This window comes from uncultured Vibrio sp., assembly GCF_947488985.1.
In the GTDB taxonomy this organism is placed as follows: domain Bacteria; phylum Pseudomonadota; class Gammaproteobacteria; order Enterobacterales; family Vibrionaceae; genus Vibrio.
In genome coordinates, this window is the sequence record NZ_CANLBV010000088.1 from 1 (window position 1) to 16,511 (window position 16,511).

The following is a 16,511-nucleotide window of genomic DNA, read 5'->3' on the forward strand; positions in this document are numbered from 1 at the left end:
AAGGGAAGATAAAACGTTTTGATATTCATCAACGAGTGCCCACACAGATTGATAGGTTTAAATTGTTAAAGAGCTTTCCTTTTCGAGCTTCGCTCAAATCGGACGGCCATTTTAGCGATTTAAGTTTTAGTGTCAACCACTTTTTTCAAAACTTTTTTCAAGCGCTTAGCTTGGCTAATTTGACCTGCTGATTGGTTCTGGTTTCTGTTGAAGCCATCCCGTGTCAGCGAGGTGGAATTATAGAGATTTCGATCACACTGGCAAGCCCTTTTTGAGCTTTTTCTCATTTTTTTATCCATTCGATTAAAAAGAGTTCAAAACGTCTCAAAAGTAGGCTTTTCTCTTACATATTCTTTAGTTTTTCAGTGAACAAAGAGACTTTCTCCCAGTTTGTGTACTCGATTTCCTTGGTGGTATCCGTTTCACCACCTGTCATATTCATAATGAAGCGAATCATGGTTCTGTCGAACCAGTTATAACGAGGGTAATAGAGGGCACCAGCAAATACACCGATCAAAGTAGGTTGCCACGGGGACTTAACAAGAAATTTCTTAATATAGGCGCTACCTTCAGGCGTATCTTTACCTTGATCTTCTTTACGAGCCGTTAAGTTCACACAAAAGAAAGCAACCTTGTTTGATTGCAACTGGGCAAGGTTGGCACCAATAAACTGATATAGCTTCTTATTGAAATGACCATAACGAATCGATGCACCAATCAGAATTCTGTCATATTGAGCAAAGTCGACATGACCAAGCGTATGCAAATCTTGAAGCTCACATTCGACCTCATGCATTTCTTCTTTTATATAGTTCAAAATTTTCTTGGTCTGCCCTTCACGGCTTGAATACAAAAATAGAGCTTTTGCCACAATGTTGTCCTTAGCTACGCCAAAACGTAGGGGTCAATAAAATTAATAAAGTAAATATTTCCAAACGGCCGAATAGCATCGATACGATCAGCACCCATTTCGCTTTGTCATTCACATCGCCAAAGTGCACCGCCACCTCACCAAGGCCGGGGCCAAGATTATTCAATGTCGCCGCCACAGCAGAGAAAGCACTTAGCTCATCCATCCCGGTGGCGATAAGCGCTAACATGCAAACCACAAAAACCAGTGCGTATGCCGAGAAAAATCCCCAAACCGCATCCACAACACGTTGTGATAATGCTGACCCGCCAACTTTGATGGTATAGACAGCTCGCGGATGAACAAGGCGCTTCATTTCACGAGCACCTTGCAAGGTAAGCAGTAATATTCGAATGACTTTCATACCGCCACCCGTTGAACCTGCACAACCACCTATAAAAGAAGAGAATAGAAGCAGAACAGGTAAGAACAATGGCCACTCAGAGAAACCAGTCGTAGTGAAACCTGCTGTGGTAGATATAGACACAGTTTGGAACAACGCTTGGTCGAAAGCGTCGTAATACGAGTCATAAGAGTGGTGATTCAGCAGTAATAAGAAACAAACTAAGAACAAGACTGCTTGAATAAAGATAAAGGCGCGGAATTCAGGATCTTTCCAATAATACTTAGGATGCACACCACCAGAAGCAAAGGCTGCAAAGTGGAGTGAATAATTACACGCAGAGATAAGAAGGAACACGACCGTGATCATGTTGATTGCCGGACTGTTGAAATAGCCCATACTCGCATCATGAGTCGAGAAGCCACCAATTGCGATAGTAGAGAAGCTATGACTGATCGCATCAAAGAAGCTCATGCCTGCAAGCCAAAACGCCACCGCACAAGCAATAGTTAGACTCAGATAGATGTACCACAGTGCTTTTGCCGTTTCAGCAATACGCGGTGTCATCTTACTGTCTTTAACCGGACCTGGAATTTCTGCACGATATAGCTGCATACCACCGATACCGAGAACGGGAAGGATGGCGACCGCTAATACGATGATACCCATACCACCAAACCATTGTAGAAACTGACGGTAAAACAGAATTGCCTTAGGCAGGTCATCAAGGCCGACAATCACAGTCGCACCGGTGGTAGTTAATGCAGAAAAAGATTCAAAGAAGGCATCGGTGACTGAAATATTGGGGTTATCGGCGATCAAAAACGGCAGCGCACCCGCACTGCCGATTACCGTCCAGAACAACACCACAATCAAAAAGCCATCACGCGCTTTTAATTCATGCTTATAACGTCGGTTTGGAAACCAGAAAACCGCGCCACAAAACAACAGCACGAAGAAGGTCGTCACAAACGGTACACCCGCACCATCTCGATAGATCAGTGCGACGAGCGCAGGGGCGAGCATTGATACACTAAAAAGTGCTAATAATAATCCGACGATTCGAATAATGGAGCGAAATTGCATGAGCTATTGAACGAAGCGAAATGCTTCACACTTCCTAGTTGTGTTTAACTTTCATGACCAGTGCCTTAGCACCGCTTTTATTGATCATGGTTTGGGTAAACGAATCTACCTGAAGAAGCTCTATCTCGATAATGAGCTCAACTTGAATACCATAATCCGCTTGGAGCTCAACTGCCTTATGCTGGGCCATGATGGATTGTGCGATCGGCACGAAGCCATAGTCTAACTCTAGCCGTAATTTTGTGGTTATTTTTTTCTCGATTGTTTGAAGCAGCTTGAGGGCTTGTTGCACTCCTCCGCCGTACGCCTTAACCAAGCCTCCTGTACCAAGCTTGATCCCACCGGAGTAACGAGTCACCACCGCCGTCAATTCACCGACACCAGAACCAGACAGTTGCGCCAAGATAGGCTTACCCGCTGTACCTGAGGGTTCACCATCATCACTAAATCCCCAACGCATTGAATCTTCAGGTCTACCTGCGACAAAACCCCAGCAGTTATGTCGTGCAGAAGCGTGCTCTTTTTTTATCTGCTCTACGAACTGTTTCGCAGCTTCTACACTTGGCGTATGAGCAAGATGCGTAATAAAGACGCTTTTCTTTATCTCTTCTTCAAATAGGGCCGAAGTGGCAGGGATTAAATAAGGCTGTTCATTCATATCGTTAACTTAATTAATAAGATAAATGAAGTGTATCACGCGTAAATAATAACAGTTAGAGGATCTGTGCTATCGCACAATGTTAAACAATTGTTTAAAAATGTATTGAAATTCATCAACCAGAGGTACAGACTAATACAACTGGTCTTACCAGGTTCTCTACAATAATAGAAAGATAACAAGATTCTCTCAAACAATCGTGGATTGTATGTCATGGAGATAGACAATGATTTACCAAGCTAACACCCTACAGGTAAAGGAATTACAAGATGGTATTGCGGAATTAAGCTTCTGTGCACCAGCCTCTGTAAACAAGCTCGACCTTGCGACTTTAGAATCACTAGATAAAGCGTTAGATGCTCTTAATGCTCACGCTGGATTACGTGGTTTAATCTTAACTTCAAACAAAGACGCGTTCATTGTAGGCGCAGACATCACTGAATTTCTTGGCCTATTTGCTAAGCCAGAAGCAGAACTTGATGAATGGTTAAGATTCGCTAATTCAATCTTCAGTAAGCTCGAAGACCTCCCTGTCCCAACGCTTTCAATGATGCGTGGTCATGCCCTTGGCGGTGGCTGTGAATGTGTACTCGCTACCGATTTCCGTATCGGTGACAAGACCACCAGCATAGGCCTACCTGAAACCAAACTTGGCATCATGCCTGGCTTTGGTGGTTGTGTACGCCTGCCTCGTGTTATCGGTGCTGACAGCGCAATGGAAATTATCACGCAAGGCAAAGCATGCCGTGCAGATGAAGCACTTAAAGTTGGCTTGTTAGATGCGATTGTTGAAACAGACCAATTACTAGAATCAGCAATAAACACCGTATCTCTAGCAGCCAATGAAAAATTAGATTGGCAGCTACGCCGTAAACAAAAAACATCCGCGCTTTCACTCAGCAAACTCGAAGCGATGATGAGCTTTACCATGGCTAAGGGCTTAGTGGCTCAAAAAGCAGGGCCTCACTACCCAGCACCGATTACTTCCGTGATTGCTATTGAAGAAGCAGCGCGTAGCGATCGCGATGCAGCTCTAGACATCGAACGTAAGCACTTCGTTAAGCTAGCAAAATCTGAAGAAGCGAAAGCACTGGTAGGCCTGTTCTTAAATGACCAATACATTAAAGGCTTAGCAAAACAAGCAGGTAAGTCAGCAAACAAAGCAACCGAACGTGCAGCCGTACTAGGTGCTGGCATCATGGGCGGCGGTATTGCTTACCAATCAGCATTGAAGGGCGTGCCAGTGATGATGAAAGACATCGCCCAAGCATCGCTTGATCTTGGTATGAACGAAGCTTCTAAACTGTTGAATAAACGCTTATCGCGCGGTCGCCTAGATGGATTCAAGATGGCAGACATTCTGTCTTCTATTACTCCAAGTCTGCATTACGCAGGTGTCGAACAGTCAGACGTGATTGTAGAAGCGGTTGTAGAAAACCCGAAAGTAAAAGCAGCAGTATTAAGCGAAGTGGAAGGTTTGGTTGGTGAAGACACAGTTCTAACATCAAACACCTCTACGATTCCGATCAACCTGTTAGCGAAATCACTGAAGCGCCCTGAAAATTTCTGTGGCATGCACTTCTTTAACCCAGTGCATCGCATGCCTTTGGTTGAGATCATCCGTGGTGAACATACTTCAGAAGAGACAATCAATCGCGTTGTTGCTTACGCTGCGAAGATGGGTAAATCCCCTATCGTTGTAAATGATTGCCCAGGCTTCTTCGTCAACCGTGTACTTTTCCCTTACTTTGGCGGTTTTAGCATGTTGCTACGTGACGGCGCTGACTTCACCAAGATCGATAAAGTGATGGAGCGTAAGTTCGGTTGGCCAATGGGCCCTGCATACTTACTAGACGTTGTGGGACTAGACACAGCACACCACGCACAAGCTGTAATGGCGCAAGGTTTCCCTGAGCGTATGGGTAAAGAAGGCCGTGATGCGATTGATGCACTTTACGTTGCTGAAAAATACGGTCAGAAAAACGGTAGCGGCTTCTACACATACAGCGTAGACAAACGCGGTCGTCCTAAGAAGACCTTCTCTGAAGACATTCTTCCTATCTTGGCTGACGTATGCGAACAACCACAAGATTTTGATGACCAGACAATTATCCAACGTGTGATGATTCCTATGATCAACGAAGTGGTGCTTTGTTTAGAAGAAGGCATAATCGCGACACCGCAAGAAGCGGATATGGCACTGGTTTACGGATTAGGCTTCCCTCCATTCAGAGGCGGCGTATTCCGCTATTTAGACAGTGTGGGTATTGGTAACTTCGTTGAAATGGCGAAAGGCTACCAAGACTTAGGTGCAATGTACCAAGTTCCTCAACTATTGCTTGATATGGCAGCGAAAGGCGAAAGCTTTTACGACGCTCAACAAGCCAGTTCTCTGTAACCCACATTTGGAAAAGGAATAGCAAAATGAATAATGTAGTTGTTGTTGATTGCCTTCGCACCCCAATGGGACGTTCCAAAGGTGGAGCTTACCGTCACACTCGTGCTGAAGATCTGTCTGCGCATTTGATGAAAGGCATTTTAGAGCGTAACCCAGAAGTTAACCCTTCTGAGATAGAAGATATCTACTGGGGCTGTGTACAACAAACGCTAGAGCAAGGCTTCAACGTTGCACGTAACGCCGCTCTACTGGCTGGCTTACCGATTGAAATTGGCGCTGTCACCGTTAACCGTTTATGTGGTTCATCTATGCAAGCTCTGCATGATGCAACACGCTCAATCATGGTTGGTGATGCGGAAATCTGCTTGATCGGTGGTGTTGAACACATGGGTCATGTACCAATGAACCACGGTGTTGATTTTCACCCGGGTATGTCCAAGAACGTAGCGAAAGCGGCAGGGATGATGGGCCTAACCGCTGAAATGCTAGGTAAAATGCACGGTATTAGCCGTGAAGACCAAGATGCCTTCGCTGCACGCTCACACGCTCGTGCACAAGCTGCAACAGTAGAAGGTCGTTTCAAGAACGAAATCCTACCAACCGAAGCTCACGCAGCAGACGGTTCACTGTTTACTCTGGATTACGATGAAGTGATTCGCCCAGAAACTACGGTTGAAGGTCTATCTCAGTTGCGCCCTGTGTTTGACCCAGCCAGCGGCACGGTGACAGCAGGCACATCATCAGCACTGTCTGATGGTGCATCGACAATGTTGATCATGAGCGAAGAGAAAGCCAATGCGCTTGGCCTTAAGATTCGTGCTCGAGTGAAGTCTATGGCTATCGCAGGCTGTGACCCTTCAATCATGGGTTACGGACCAGTACCCGCAACCAAGAAAGCGCTGAAGCGCGCTGGTCTAACGATTGAAGACATGGGTGTGGTTGAGCTAAACGAAGCATTTGCTGCTCAATCCCTACCATGTGCTAAAGACCTAGGCCTACTGGATGTGGTTGACGAGAAAGTAAACCTTAACGGCGGTGCGATAGCACTGGGTCACCCACTTGGCTGTTCAGGCTCTCGTATCTCGACCACCCTAATCAACCTAATGGAAGCGCAAGACGTGAAGTACGGCCTAGCAACCATGTGTATTGGTTTGGGGCAAGGTATTGCAACGGTATTTGAACGCCCATAGCGCTCAGTGGAGGTAAAACTTACCGAGTGATTTTAGTGCAGCTATATTTCTATAGCTGCACTTTTTATTGTGATCGGCAGATAGATCCACTCAATAAACAGAGAAAAAGCAAAGACACCATATCAATCTATGCATAAAACGCATAAATTCAATGTTAATGTTTCATTATTTTTTCTCCGAAAATTCAACTAAAGTTACTTCAGTTTCCTAATTATTCCTCCCTCGGAGCAAATCATGTTTAAAGCACTTGTACTAAACCAAGAAGACAGAAAAACTATCGCATCAATTTCTCAAGTCGAAGAGTCTCAATTACCAGAAGGTAATGTAAAAATTGATGTGAACTACTCTTCTTTGAACTACAAAGATGGTTTAGCAATTACGGGAAAAGGGCGCATTGTTCGTAACTTCCCTATGGTTCCTGGTATCGACCTTTCTGGTGTAGTTTCACAATCAGATGACCCACGCTACAAGGCGGGCGACGAAGTAGTTCTAACGGGCTGGGGTGTTGGTGAAGGACACTGGGGTGGCATGGCTGAGAAAGCAAGCCTAAACGGTGACTGGCTAGTGCCAATGCCAGCAGGTCTAGACGCTAAAAAAGTAATGGCTATTGGTACTGCTGGCTTCACGGCAATGCTTTGTGTACAAGCGATCGTAGATGCTGACATCAAACCAGAAGATGGTGAAATTCTAGTAACAGGTGCAAGTGGCGGCGTAGGCAGCGTGTCTATCACTCTACTTAACCAGTTAGGTTACAAAGTGGCTGCTGTGACTGGCCGTGCTTCTGAAAATGGCGAGCTTCTAAAGTCATTAGGCGCTTCACGCATCGTAGAACGTGCTGAATTAGAAGAGCCAGCGAAACCACTAGAGAAACAACTGTGGGCTGGTGCTATCGATACCGTTGGTAGCAAAGTATTAGCGAAAGTATTAGCGCAAATTGATTACAACGGTGCGGTAGCAATGTGTGGCCTAGCAGGCGGCTTTGACTTACCAACAACCGTAATGCCATTCATTCTACGTAACGTTCGCCTGCAAGGTGTTGATTCTGTAATGTGCCCTCGTGAAAAACGCATTAAAGCGTGGGAACAACTGGCTGAACTACTACCAGAGTCTTTCTACGCTCAAGCAACCAAAGAAGTGTCTCTAGACAACGCTATCCAAGCCGCAGAAGACATCACTAACGGTCAAATCACAGGTCGTGTGGTCATCAAGCTATAATCTTGAGATCAAACGGTAATATTTAGACCGATATAAAATGCAAAGGGCTGATTTTATCAGCCCTTTTACGTTTTTGTCATTTGAGATCGAGTGAACCCAAGCTAAACCTTAGTTAACCCAAGCCGACATCCGCTATCCGCTTTTGAATCAATTCGCCACACTCCTCTTTCACCACTCTTCTTAACCACTGTTGCGAGTCAGAAGAATCGCAGCGCGAGTGCCAGATCAGTGAATAATCAAACGGCATAAACTCGAAGGGCAGCGGCTTAACCACTAACTCATAACGCTCAGCGACCAAATACGCCAAGTCGGCAGGGACAGTGATCACCAATGGCATTCTATCAACAATCGCCAATGCCGCTTCAAGGTGATAGGCGCGTAATACCATTTTTCGAGGTTGTTGATTGGCTAACGCATTATCGAGCAGCGCTTTTACACCATCACTGATGGCGATCATCGCGTGAGGCAAAGACACATAGTCCTCAAGGCTTAGTGGTTTACCAGCCAGAGGATGATTTTTAGATAACAGACACGACACACCAACTGGCCCCAACACTTCTTGATGCAGTGGTGCGATACTGCCAATCGGACGGCAAATCGCCATATCGACGCGTTCGGTGCTGAGCTGTTTAAATAAATGCTCATGCTGCAGTGGAGCAAATTCCAAAGAGATATTCGGCGCTTGCTCGTATATCTTAGGCAATGCGTACGGCAAAATAGTCTGCATCGCGTAGTCAGTGGTCGCAATCAGAAAGCGCTCACTGCAATAATAAGGGTCAAAGTCACTCGGGCTAAGCAACTTGCGAAATGACTCTAAAGGCTGATCGATACGTTGACTGATTTCGAGTGCTTTCTTAGTGGGGATAAGACGCTGACCTTGACGGGTAAACAGCGGATCGTTGAGTAAATCTCTTAATCGCCCCAGCACTCGACTGGTTGCCGATTGGCTTAAATTCAGACGAAGTGCGGCCTGACTAACACTGCCCTCTTCAATGAGTACCTTTAAGGCGACCAGCAAATTTAGGTCTCTACGATAGATGTCTTCTAATTCCACGCCACTTACCTAGTTGTCTACAATTGTCATTGATTGATTGCTAGGTTGTTTATAGCATGCTTTAGACAAAAAAAATCCCGCAATTACGCGGGGAAGCCCAAGAAAATTGGGGATAGTGTCGGAATGTTTTCGTATCGGAAATGACTTATTGTATTGGGGTTAATGCTCTTGCTCTTCGGCGATACCTTGCCAGCGGCGCATCTCTACCCAAATACCAATAATCGTTGCTACAATGCCAAAAATAGGCATCAGTGAGGTCTCTGTTGATGAGCGTAGTACTAACGCACAAAAAGAAATAAAACAGAGCACCGAATAAATTGTTAATCTATCTAATCCTGTCAACATCGCTACTCCTTAGCTAGTTGCCCTCGCTGCAAGTTGTTATCAACTTGTTAACTAAGTTATAGAAAATAATTCAATTTGCCAAGCACTTATTGCATATTTTTTCTGCAGACGTATTATTCACTCGTTCGATAGATATAGAGATCCAAACCATGACATTCAAACCTGAGCTGGCAACCCACACTTTAGAAGCTGAAGGCCTGCGTTGCCCAGAACCAGTAATGATGGTCAGGAAGACAATTAGAAACATGCAGGATGGCGATGTATTACTGGTAAAAGCCGATGATCCTTCGACGACTCGAGATATCCCGAGTTTTTGTCGCTTTATGGATCACCAGTTGGTAGGCCAAGTGACAGAAACTTTGCCTTACCAGTATTTGATCAGAAAAGGGTTAGAGGCATAACGCCCCACCGATAATCAAACATCAAAAAAGCCGTTGGTACCTTGTGTTCTTATACAGAACTCAGAGCACCAGCGGCTTTTTTTATTGATCTCTCGATTTATTTTGCAGCTGTTCGAGCTGATGCTGAATGTCTCGGATATCTTTGCGCATCGGAATAATATGCGCGATGCGAATCCAAGACTCCACCGCCAGTCCAGTCATGATGATGGCACCGACAACCATCGGCAGCCACATGTCCGTCAACACCATGCCTAGTAATGTAAGAGCCAAACCAAAGGTAAATAGATAGCTTTGGTTTTGTGGAGTAATACCCGTATAACGCGTCAACATAATCATGCCCTCGTGTTCTTAACTCACAAGATTAAAATATCATGACAAGTATGACAGTTATATGTTCATTCGCCCGATAAACCTGACAAGATAATAAGAGTATGACTCATCACACATTACCCTACCAATTGGTTATGGTGAGACGGACAGTCCTCACTAAAAGAAAGCCGCCGCAAAGGCCAAACCAACAAATAACAAGGCTGTGATCTTACGAATAAGATCAAGAGGCATCTTATCAGCAGACAGCTTACCAATGATCACCACAGGCACATTGGCGAGCAACATACCTATGGTCGTCCCTAGAACGACCCAAGTTAAAGCATCGGCGTATTGAGCCCCAAGGATTGACGTCGCTATCTGGGTCTTATCACCAATTTCAGCAATAAAGAACGCGATAAAACTGGCAACAAACGGGCCTCGGTTCGAGATTTGCTCATCATCATCCAGCTTATCAGGGATCAAAATCCAACCCGCCATCGCGATAAAACTGACCACCAGCACCCACTTTAGAACTTCTGGAGATAGGTAGTCTGCAACCACGACTCCGAGCCATGCAGCAAGCGCATGATTGGCAATGGTGGCAAAGAAAATAGCGGCGATAATCGGGATCGGTTTACGATATCGACTGGCTAATAAAAGGGATAACAACTGGGTCTTATCACCGATCTCGGCTAAGGCGACAGTTGTAATTGAAATAGCTAAAACGCTCAAGACATGCTCATTGGGGATGGAGATTATTATATTTAACCAAAGACAAACCTCGCGCCCCATCCCGGTTCACGATGCTTGTCTAAGGTCTTGCTAAGCCCCACCAAGGTGGTGGTTGCCTCGAGCGCCATGATGATTTTGCATCAATTATGTTGACGAACGAACTCATTCAATAGGCTATGAATAAGCAAGCTACTCCCCAAAGACCGCGAGATTTTAATCACCCAGCTTTTCAAAAACAAGTCCCAAACTGATCAAAATATCCACTTGCACCGAAAAACAAACATTAAAGGCAAAAAAATCCACTAAACGACATTTTAGACCACTAATTAAACAAGATTACCCCTACTCGCTTTACGAATATCTCGGTATACTCAGAGGTTATTTTTCTCATTCATTTAAAAGAATCGCGCGAACCTGACTATGCAAAAATACGATATCAAAACCTTCCAGGGAATGATCCTCGCGCTGCAGGATTACTGGGCTCAAAACGGTTGTACCATTGTTCAACCTCTAGATATGGAAGTAGGTGCAGGCACCTCTCACCCAATGACATGTCTACGAGCACTTGGCCCAGAGCCAATGTCTACAGCTTACGTACAACCTTCACGTCGTCCTACTGATGGCCGTTACGGTGAAAACCCTAACCGTCTGCAGCACTACTACCAATTCCAAGTAGCGCTAAAACCATCGCCAGACAATATCCAAGAGTTGTACCTAGGCTCACTAGAGGTTCTTGGTATTGACCCACTTGTTCACGACATTCGCTTCGTTGAAGATAACTGGGAAAACCCAACACTAGGCGCATGGGGCCTTGGTTGGGAAGTATGGCTAAACGGCATGGAAGTAACTCAGTTTACTTACTTCCAACAGGTTGGCGGCCTTGAGTGTAAGCCAGTAACTGGCGAGATCACTTACGGTATCGAACGTCTAGCAATGTACATCCAGGAAGTTGATTCTGTTTACGACCTAGTATGGAACGTTGCACCAGACGGTTCTAACGTGACTTACGGTGACATCTTCCACCAAAACGAAGTAGAGCAATCAACATACAACTTTGAGCACGCAGACGTCGATTTCCTATTCACTTTCTTCGATCAGTGTGAAAAAGAGTGTAAAGAGCTACTTGAGCTTGAGAAGCCACTTCCGCTTCCAGCTTACGAGCGCATTCTAAAAGCAGGTCACGCATTCAACATCCTTGATGCGCGCAAAGCTATCTCTGTTACAGAGCGTCAACGTTACATTCTTCGTATTCGCAACCTGACTAAATCAGTTGCTGAGGCGTACTACGCGTCACGTGAAGCGCTTGGCTTCCCAATGTGCCGACCTGTAGCAAAGAACGAGGATAAATAATCATGGCGAAGAATTTTCTAATTGAACTGGGTACGGAAGAGCTTCCACCAACGGCACTTCGTTCTCTAGCAGAAGCATTTGCTTCTAACTTTGAAGCAGGCCTTAAAACGGCTGAGCTTTCTCACGAAGGCATCAAGTGGTACGCAGCACCTCGTCGTCTAGCACTTAAAGTAACAGCACTGGCTGAAGGCCAAGCGGACAAAGTCGTTGAAAAACGTGGCCCTGCTGTTTCTGTAGCATTCGATGCAGAAGGCAACGCGACTAAAGCAGCACAAGGTTGGGCTCGTGGTAACGGTATCACTGTTGAGCAAGCTGACCGTCTGAAAACAGACAAAGGCGAGTGGCTTCTTTTCAAACAAGAAGTGGCTGGCAAACCTGTTCAAGAATTGGTGATGGACATTGCAGCGAAAGCACTAGCTGGCCTACCAATCCCTAAAGCAATGCGCTGGGGTAACTCAGACATTCAATTTATCCGTCCAGTAAAAACACTGACAGTACTACTCGGTGATGAGCTTGTTGAAGGCGAAATCCTAGGCGTAGCATCTGCTCGTACTATCCGTGGCCACCGTTTCATGGGCGAACAAGAGTTCACCATCGATTCTGCTGACCAATACCCTGCGATCCTAGAAGAGCGCGGTAAAGTAATGGCAGATTACGAAGCACGTAAAGCAATCATCCTTGCTGATGCTAAAAAAGCAGCGGAAGCTGTTGGCGGTATTGCAGACCTAGAAGACGAGCTTGTTGAAGAAGTCACCTCTTTGGTTGAATGGCCAGTGGTGCTTACGGCTAAGTTTGAGCAAGAGTTCCTAAAAGTGCCTTCTGAAGCTTTGGTTTACACCATGAAAGGCGACCAGAAGTACTTCCCTGTATATGACGCAGAGAAAAACCTTCTACCAAACTTTATCTTCGTATCAAACATCGAGTCTAAAGAGCCTCGTCACGTTATCGAAGGTAACGAGAAAGTGGTACGTCCACGTCTTGCTGATGCTGAGTTCTTCTTCAACACAGACCGTAAGCGCCCGCTGATCGACCGTCTTCCTGAGCTAGACCAAGCTATCTTCCAGAAGCAGCTTGGTACTATCAAAGACAAAACTGACCGCATCACAGAACTTGCTGGCTACATCGCTGAGAAAATCGATGCTGATGTTGATAAGTCTAAGCGTGCAGGCCTACTGGCTAAGTGTGACCTAATGACCTCTATGGTATTCGAATTCACGGATACTCAAGGTGTAATGGGTATGCACTACGCGACTCACGATGGTGAAGACGAGCAAGTTGCACTAGCACTTTACGAGCAGTACATGCCTCGTTTCGCTGGTGATGACCTACCAAGCACAGGTATCTCTTCAGCAGTTGCAATGGCAGACAAGCTAGACACTATCGTGGGTATCTTCGGTATTGGTCAAGCACCAAAAGGTTCAGACCCATTCGCGCTACGTCGTGCGTCTCTAGGTGTGCTACGTATCATTGTTGAAAACGGCTACAACCTAGACCTAACGGATCTGATCGGTAAAGCGAAAGAACTACTAGGCGACAAGCTGACTAACGAAAACGTAGAAGCTGACGTTATCGACTTCATGCTAGGTCGTTTCCGCGCATGGTACCAAGATGCTGGTTTCAGCGTTGATATCATCCAAGCGGTACTAGCACGTCGTCCAACTAAGCCAGCTGACTTTGACCAACGTGTTAAAGCGGTTTCTCACTTCCGTGAACTGGAAGCAGCAGAAGCACTAGCAGCAGCGAACAAGCGTGTAGGTAATATCCTTGCGAAATTCGACGGCGAGCTACCCGCTGAAATCGACCTAACGCTTCTTCAAGAAGACGCAGAGAAAGCACTGGCTGAAAACGTTGAAGTAATGACGGAAGCACTAGAACCAGCATTCGCAACAGGCAACTACCAAGAAGCCCTAAGCAAGCTTGCTGATCTACGTGAACCGGTTGATGCATTCTTCGATAACGTAATGGTTATGGCTGATGACGAAGCTCTGAAGAAGAACCGTCTAACGCTACTGAACAACCTACGTAACCTGTTCCTACAGATTGCTGACATCTCACTGCTGCAAAAATAAGCACCCGTGAGATAGTTACTCTGAGTAATTAAAGGTAAACACCCAAAGGGAAGCGAAAGCTTCCCTTTTTGTTTTTGTGAACCAAGCATTTATTTGTAGAGGTATTATTGATTAACTGAATGAAACAGCACTCAAACTGTAGAGGGCATTGTTTGCTATAACTGACCTGTTTATTCAGGGGAAGGGAACAATGAAAAAAACAGTACTCGCGCTTTCAATACTCGCACTCAGCGCATGCAGCCAAACCAGTGATGACAGCTTATTGCTGACGATTGATAACAACACTGTCGTATTTGAATCGACAGGAAAAGGCACTGTTATTGCTGAACAGGAACTCGCTAAAGGTAGCTATACCTTCTCTATCAGCGACAGTAAAAACACCTGCGGCACCAACTATGCGCTGGCTGAAGAAAACCGCATCAAATTCAATAAACTCCTTCGCCTAGACGACTGCGCCGAGAAGTCTGAATTAGATATCAAGGTCTTTCGCGCTAATACCTATCAGTTTACGCTCAATCCACAAAACAATGAGCTGACGGTTCAAATAAAGCCAAAACAGCAACAAGTACAAAGCTTTGCTTGTCCGGTTCCTAGTGACGAGCCAACCACCATCGACGTTGCTCAAACCTTTGATGATGGCACCGTGGTAAGAGACGCTCTTTCGGGCAAACAAGTCACAGTAACGAATGGCAGCGTCACCATGCAGCCAGCAGAAAATAGCCAAGGTGTCTTGTTGCTAGAAAAGGTTGAGCCCGAAACCAAAGCTGAATTTAGTTGGGATAACGCCACGGTTTACTTCGTGATGACCGACCGATTCCACAACGGCAACCCTAACAACGACAATAGTTACGGTCGCAGCCAAGACGGACAAGATGAAATCGGTACCTTCCACGGCGGTGACCTAGCAGGCTTAACCGAAAAGCTCGACTACATAGAATCGCTCGGTGCTAACGCCATCTGGATAACATCTCCATTAGAGCAGATACACGGCTGGGTTGGCGGAGGTGATCGTGGTGACTTCAAACATTATGGCTACCATGGTTACTACCACCAAGATTGGACCAAGCTTGATGACAACATGGGTACCGAAGATGAACTAAAAACCTTCATTGATACCGCGCACAGTAAAGGCATTCGTGTCGTCTGGGATGTGGTCATGAACCACACTGGCTACGCCACACTTGCTGATATGCAAGAGTTCGACTTTGGTAAGCTTAACCTCACTGATGAAGCAGCAACAAAAACACTTGGCGAAAAATGGACAGACTGGCAACCCGCTAAAGGTCAGAGTTGGCACTACTTCAATAACTACATCTCATATAGCGACAAAGAGGCGTGGGAAAAATGGTGGGGCAAAGCATGGCTGCGCAGCGATATTGGCGCTTATGACTCGCCGGGTTACAACAACCTGACCATGTCTTTGGCGCACCTACCCGATTTCAAAACAGAATCGGCAGAAACCACAGGGCTACCGAACTTCTATCGCAACAAGTCCACCAGCGCGACCGATGAACTTAAAACGCCTCGTGAACATCTGATCACTTGGTTGTCTGACTGGGTGCGTGAATACGGCGTTGATGGCTTTAGGGTTGATACCGCTAAACACGTTGAACTCGACGCGTGGGCAGAACTAAAAGAGAGCACCAACCAAGCACTCGCTGAGTGGAAGCAGAACAACCCAGACAAAGCCTTAGATGACCTGCCATTTTGGATGACAGGCGAAGTGTGGGCACATAGCGTGGTGAAATCAGATTACTTCGCTAACGGTTTTGATTCGATCATCAACTTTGAATTCCAGAGCGACATCGCCCCTAAAGCGTTGAAGTGCCTATCTGATCTCGATGCTGACTACCTTCGTTATGCAGAAAAAATTAACACTGACAGTGAGTTCAACGTGTTGAGTTACCTATCGTCTCACGATACCTCGCTATTCTGGACGCAACACGGCAGTGACTTTGCTAAACAGGCCAAAGCAGCGAATGCGTTAATGCTTGCTCCCGGTGCAGTGCAGATCTATTACGGTGATGAAATTGCACGAGACTTTGGCCCAACAGGATCCGACCCAATGCAAGGCACTCGCTCTGACATGCCTTGGGATAAAATCACAGGTGAACGAGCACAATTGTTAGAGCATTGGCAGAAACTGGGGCACTTCCGTCAACGCCATCCCTCGGTTGCTCAGGGTAAGCACATCATCCGTAACAGTAAGGGCTACTATGCGTTCGAACGCCAATACCAAGATGACAAGGTGTTGGTTGTGTATACCGGATCGAAATAAGCCCACGGGTTTAAACAGTCAAAACTCATGGAGAAGCTTCGGCTTCTCCTTTTTTGATCGCTAAAACCAGATTTAATAAGCACTCATAGGCTTATTATACCAATCTGGAAAATTAACTGGTCAGGTTAATCCAGTCTCTGGTGCACATTTTGGTAACTCTGTCTGCACGCTCC

14 protein-coding genes and 1 pseudogene are annotated in these 16,511 nt (G+C 45.8%); 8 read left to right on the top strand and 7 right to left on the bottom strand.

Going from position 1 to position 16,511, the window contains the following annotated elements; all coding sequences use genetic code 11:
* A pseudogene (locus Q1A70_RS15685) lies at positions 1 to 191 on the top strand (hypothetical protein); the annotation flags it as partial.
* 152 nt (positions 192 to 343) lie between these two features.
* Here Q1A70_RS15685 and hemG read toward each other — a convergent pair.
* From hemG to Q1A70_RS15700, 3 genes are read right to left on the bottom strand one after another with little or no spacing between them, the layout of a single operon-like run.
* The gene (gene hemG / locus Q1A70_RS15690) at positions 344 to 871 is read right to left on the bottom strand and encodes a menaquinone-dependent protoporphyrinogen IX dehydrogenase (protein ID WP_299693620.1); all 528 of its coding nucleotides are present in this window, start codon (positions 869 to 871) and stop codon (positions 344 to 346) included.
* A gap of 10 nt (positions 872 to 881) precedes the next feature.
* Positions 882 to 2,339, bottom strand: a complete 1,458-nt coding sequence (locus tag Q1A70_RS15695) for a TrkH family potassium uptake protein (protein ID WP_299693617.1) — start codon at positions 2,337 to 2,339, stop codon at positions 882 to 884.
* Between the two features lie 34 nt (positions 2,340 to 2,373).
* The gene (locus tag Q1A70_RS15700; RefSeq protein WP_299693614.1) at positions 2,374 to 2,997 is read right to left on the bottom strand and encodes a YigZ family protein; all 624 of its coding nucleotides are present in this window, start codon (positions 2,995 to 2,997) and stop codon (positions 2,374 to 2,376) included.
* Between the two features lie 226 nt (positions 2,998 to 3,223).
* Here Q1A70_RS15700 and fadB point away from each other — a divergent pair, with 226 nt between their 5' ends.
* From fadB to Q1A70_RS15715, 3 genes are all read left to right on the top strand, one after another.
* Positions 3,224 to 5,395, top strand: a complete 2,172-nt coding sequence (gene fadB / locus Q1A70_RS15705) for a fatty acid oxidation complex subunit alpha FadB (protein WP_299693611.1) — start codon at positions 3,224 to 3,226, stop codon at positions 5,393 to 5,395.
* A 26-nt stretch (positions 5,396 to 5,421) separates the two neighbouring features.
* Positions 5,422 to 6,585, top strand: a complete 1,164-nt coding sequence (gene fadA / locus Q1A70_RS15710) for an acetyl-CoA C-acyltransferase FadA (RefSeq protein ID WP_299693608.1) — start codon at positions 5,422 to 5,424, stop codon at positions 6,583 to 6,585.
* A gap of 234 nt (positions 6,586 to 6,819) precedes the next feature.
* Positions 6,820 to 7,800: an MDR family oxidoreductase gene (locus tag Q1A70_RS15715; protein ID WP_299693605.1), complete on the top strand. Its 981-nt coding sequence runs from the start codon at positions 6,820 to 6,822 to the stop codon at positions 7,798 to 7,800.
* A 112-nt stretch (positions 7,801 to 7,912) separates the two neighbouring features.
* On the opposite strand, the gene Q1A70_RS15720 is transcribed toward Q1A70_RS15715, so the two are convergent.
* Together Q1A70_RS15720 and Q1A70_RS15725 are read right to left on the bottom strand one after the other, a co-directional pair.
* Positions 7,913 to 8,854: a LysR family transcriptional regulator gene (locus Q1A70_RS15720; RefSeq protein ID WP_299693600.1), complete on the bottom strand. Its 942-nt coding sequence runs from the start codon at positions 8,852 to 8,854 to the stop codon at positions 7,913 to 7,915.
* A 159-nt stretch (positions 8,855 to 9,013) separates the two neighbouring features.
* Positions 9,014 to 9,199, bottom strand: coding sequence for a hypothetical protein (locus Q1A70_RS15725; RefSeq protein WP_004736674.1), 186 nt, complete (start codon positions 9,197 to 9,199; stop codon positions 9,014 to 9,016).
* A gap of 149 nt (positions 9,200 to 9,348) precedes the next feature.
* On the opposite strand from Q1A70_RS15725, the gene tusA reads away from it, so the two are divergent.
* Positions 9,349 to 9,600, top strand: coding sequence for a sulfurtransferase TusA (gene tusA / locus Q1A70_RS15730; RefSeq protein ID WP_299693594.1), 252 nt, complete (start codon positions 9,349 to 9,351; stop codon positions 9,598 to 9,600).
* 81 nt (positions 9,601 to 9,681) lie between these two features.
* Here tusA and Q1A70_RS15735 read toward each other — a convergent pair whose 3' ends face one another.
* Together Q1A70_RS15735 and Q1A70_RS15740 are read right to left on the bottom strand one after the other, a co-directional pair.
* The gene (locus tag Q1A70_RS15735) at positions 9,682 to 9,936 is read right to left on the bottom strand and encodes a hypothetical protein (protein WP_299693591.1); all 255 of its coding nucleotides are present in this window, start codon (positions 9,934 to 9,936) and stop codon (positions 9,682 to 9,684) included.
* Positions 9,937 to 10,086: 150 nt separating this feature from the next.
* Complete coding sequence (locus Q1A70_RS15740) at positions 10,087 to 10,641, bottom strand: TMEM165/GDT1 family protein (protein WP_299693585.1); 555 nt, start codon at positions 10,639 to 10,641, stop codon at positions 10,087 to 10,089.
* Between the two features lie 420 nt (positions 10,642 to 11,061).
* Here Q1A70_RS15740 and glyQ point away from each other — a divergent pair, with 420 nt between their 5' ends.
* From glyQ to Q1A70_RS15755, 3 genes are all read left to right on the top strand, one after another.
* Positions 11,062 to 11,991, top strand: a complete 930-nt coding sequence (gene glyQ / locus Q1A70_RS15745) for a glycine--tRNA ligase subunit alpha (protein WP_299693582.1) — start codon at positions 11,062 to 11,064, stop codon at positions 11,989 to 11,991.
* Positions 11,992 to 11,993: 2 nt separating this feature from the next.
* Positions 11,994 to 14,060 carry a glycine--tRNA ligase subunit beta gene (gene glyS / locus Q1A70_RS15750; RefSeq protein ID WP_299693579.1) on the top strand — a complete coding sequence of 689 codons (2,067 nt, stop codon included), beginning with the start codon at positions 11,994 to 11,996 and terminating at the stop codon, positions 14,058 to 14,060.
* Between the two features lie 190 nt (positions 14,061 to 14,250).
* Entirely contained in the window at positions 14,251 to 16,338 is a 2,088-nt protein-coding gene (locus tag Q1A70_RS15755; RefSeq protein ID WP_299693576.1) for an alpha-amylase, read from the top strand.
* The last annotated feature ends 173 nt before the right edge of the window (positions 16,339 to 16,511 follow it).

What these genes read in the sequence shown, in the direction of transcription:
- fadA (WP_299693608.1), top strand. Translation starts at nt 5,422, where the DNA reads ATGAATAATGTAGTTGTTGTTGATTGCCTTCGCACCCCAATGGGACGT.
- Q1A70_RS15755 (WP_299693576.1), top strand. Translation starts at nt 14,251, where the DNA reads ATGAAAAAAACAGTACTCGCGCTTTCAATACTCGCACTCAGCGCATGC.
- glyQ (WP_299693582.1), top strand. Translation starts at nt 11,062, where the DNA reads ATGCAAAAATACGATATCAAAACCTTCCAGGGAATGATCCTCGCGCTG.
- glyS (WP_299693579.1), top strand. Translation starts at nt 11,994, where the DNA reads ATGGCGAAGAATTTTCTAATTGAACTGGGTACGGAAGAGCTTCCACCA.
- fadB (WP_299693611.1), top strand. Translation starts at nt 3,224, where the DNA reads ATGATTTACCAAGCTAACACCCTACAGGTAAAGGAATTACAAGATGGT.
- Q1A70_RS15715 (WP_299693605.1), top strand. Translation starts at nt 6,820, where the DNA reads ATGTTTAAAGCACTTGTACTAAACCAAGAAGACAGAAAAACTATCGCA.
- Q1A70_RS15695 (WP_299693617.1), bottom strand. Translation starts at nt 2,339, where the DNA reads ATGCAATTTCGCTCCATTATTCGAATCGTCGGATTATTATTAGCACTT.
- Q1A70_RS15700 (WP_299693614.1), bottom strand. Translation starts at nt 2,997, where the DNA reads ATGAATGAACAGCCTTATTTAATCCCTGCCACTTCGGCCCTATTTGAA.
- Q1A70_RS15725 (WP_004736674.1), bottom strand. Translation starts at nt 9,199, where the DNA reads ATGTTGACAGGATTAGATAGATTAACAATTTATTCGGTGCTCTGTTTT.
- tusA (WP_299693594.1), top strand. Translation starts at nt 9,349, where the DNA reads ATGACATTCAAACCTGAGCTGGCAACCCACACTTTAGAAGCTGAAGGC.
- Q1A70_RS15735 (WP_299693591.1), bottom strand. Translation starts at nt 9,936, where the DNA reads ATGATTATGTTGACGCGTTATACGGGTATTACTCCACAAAACCAAAGC.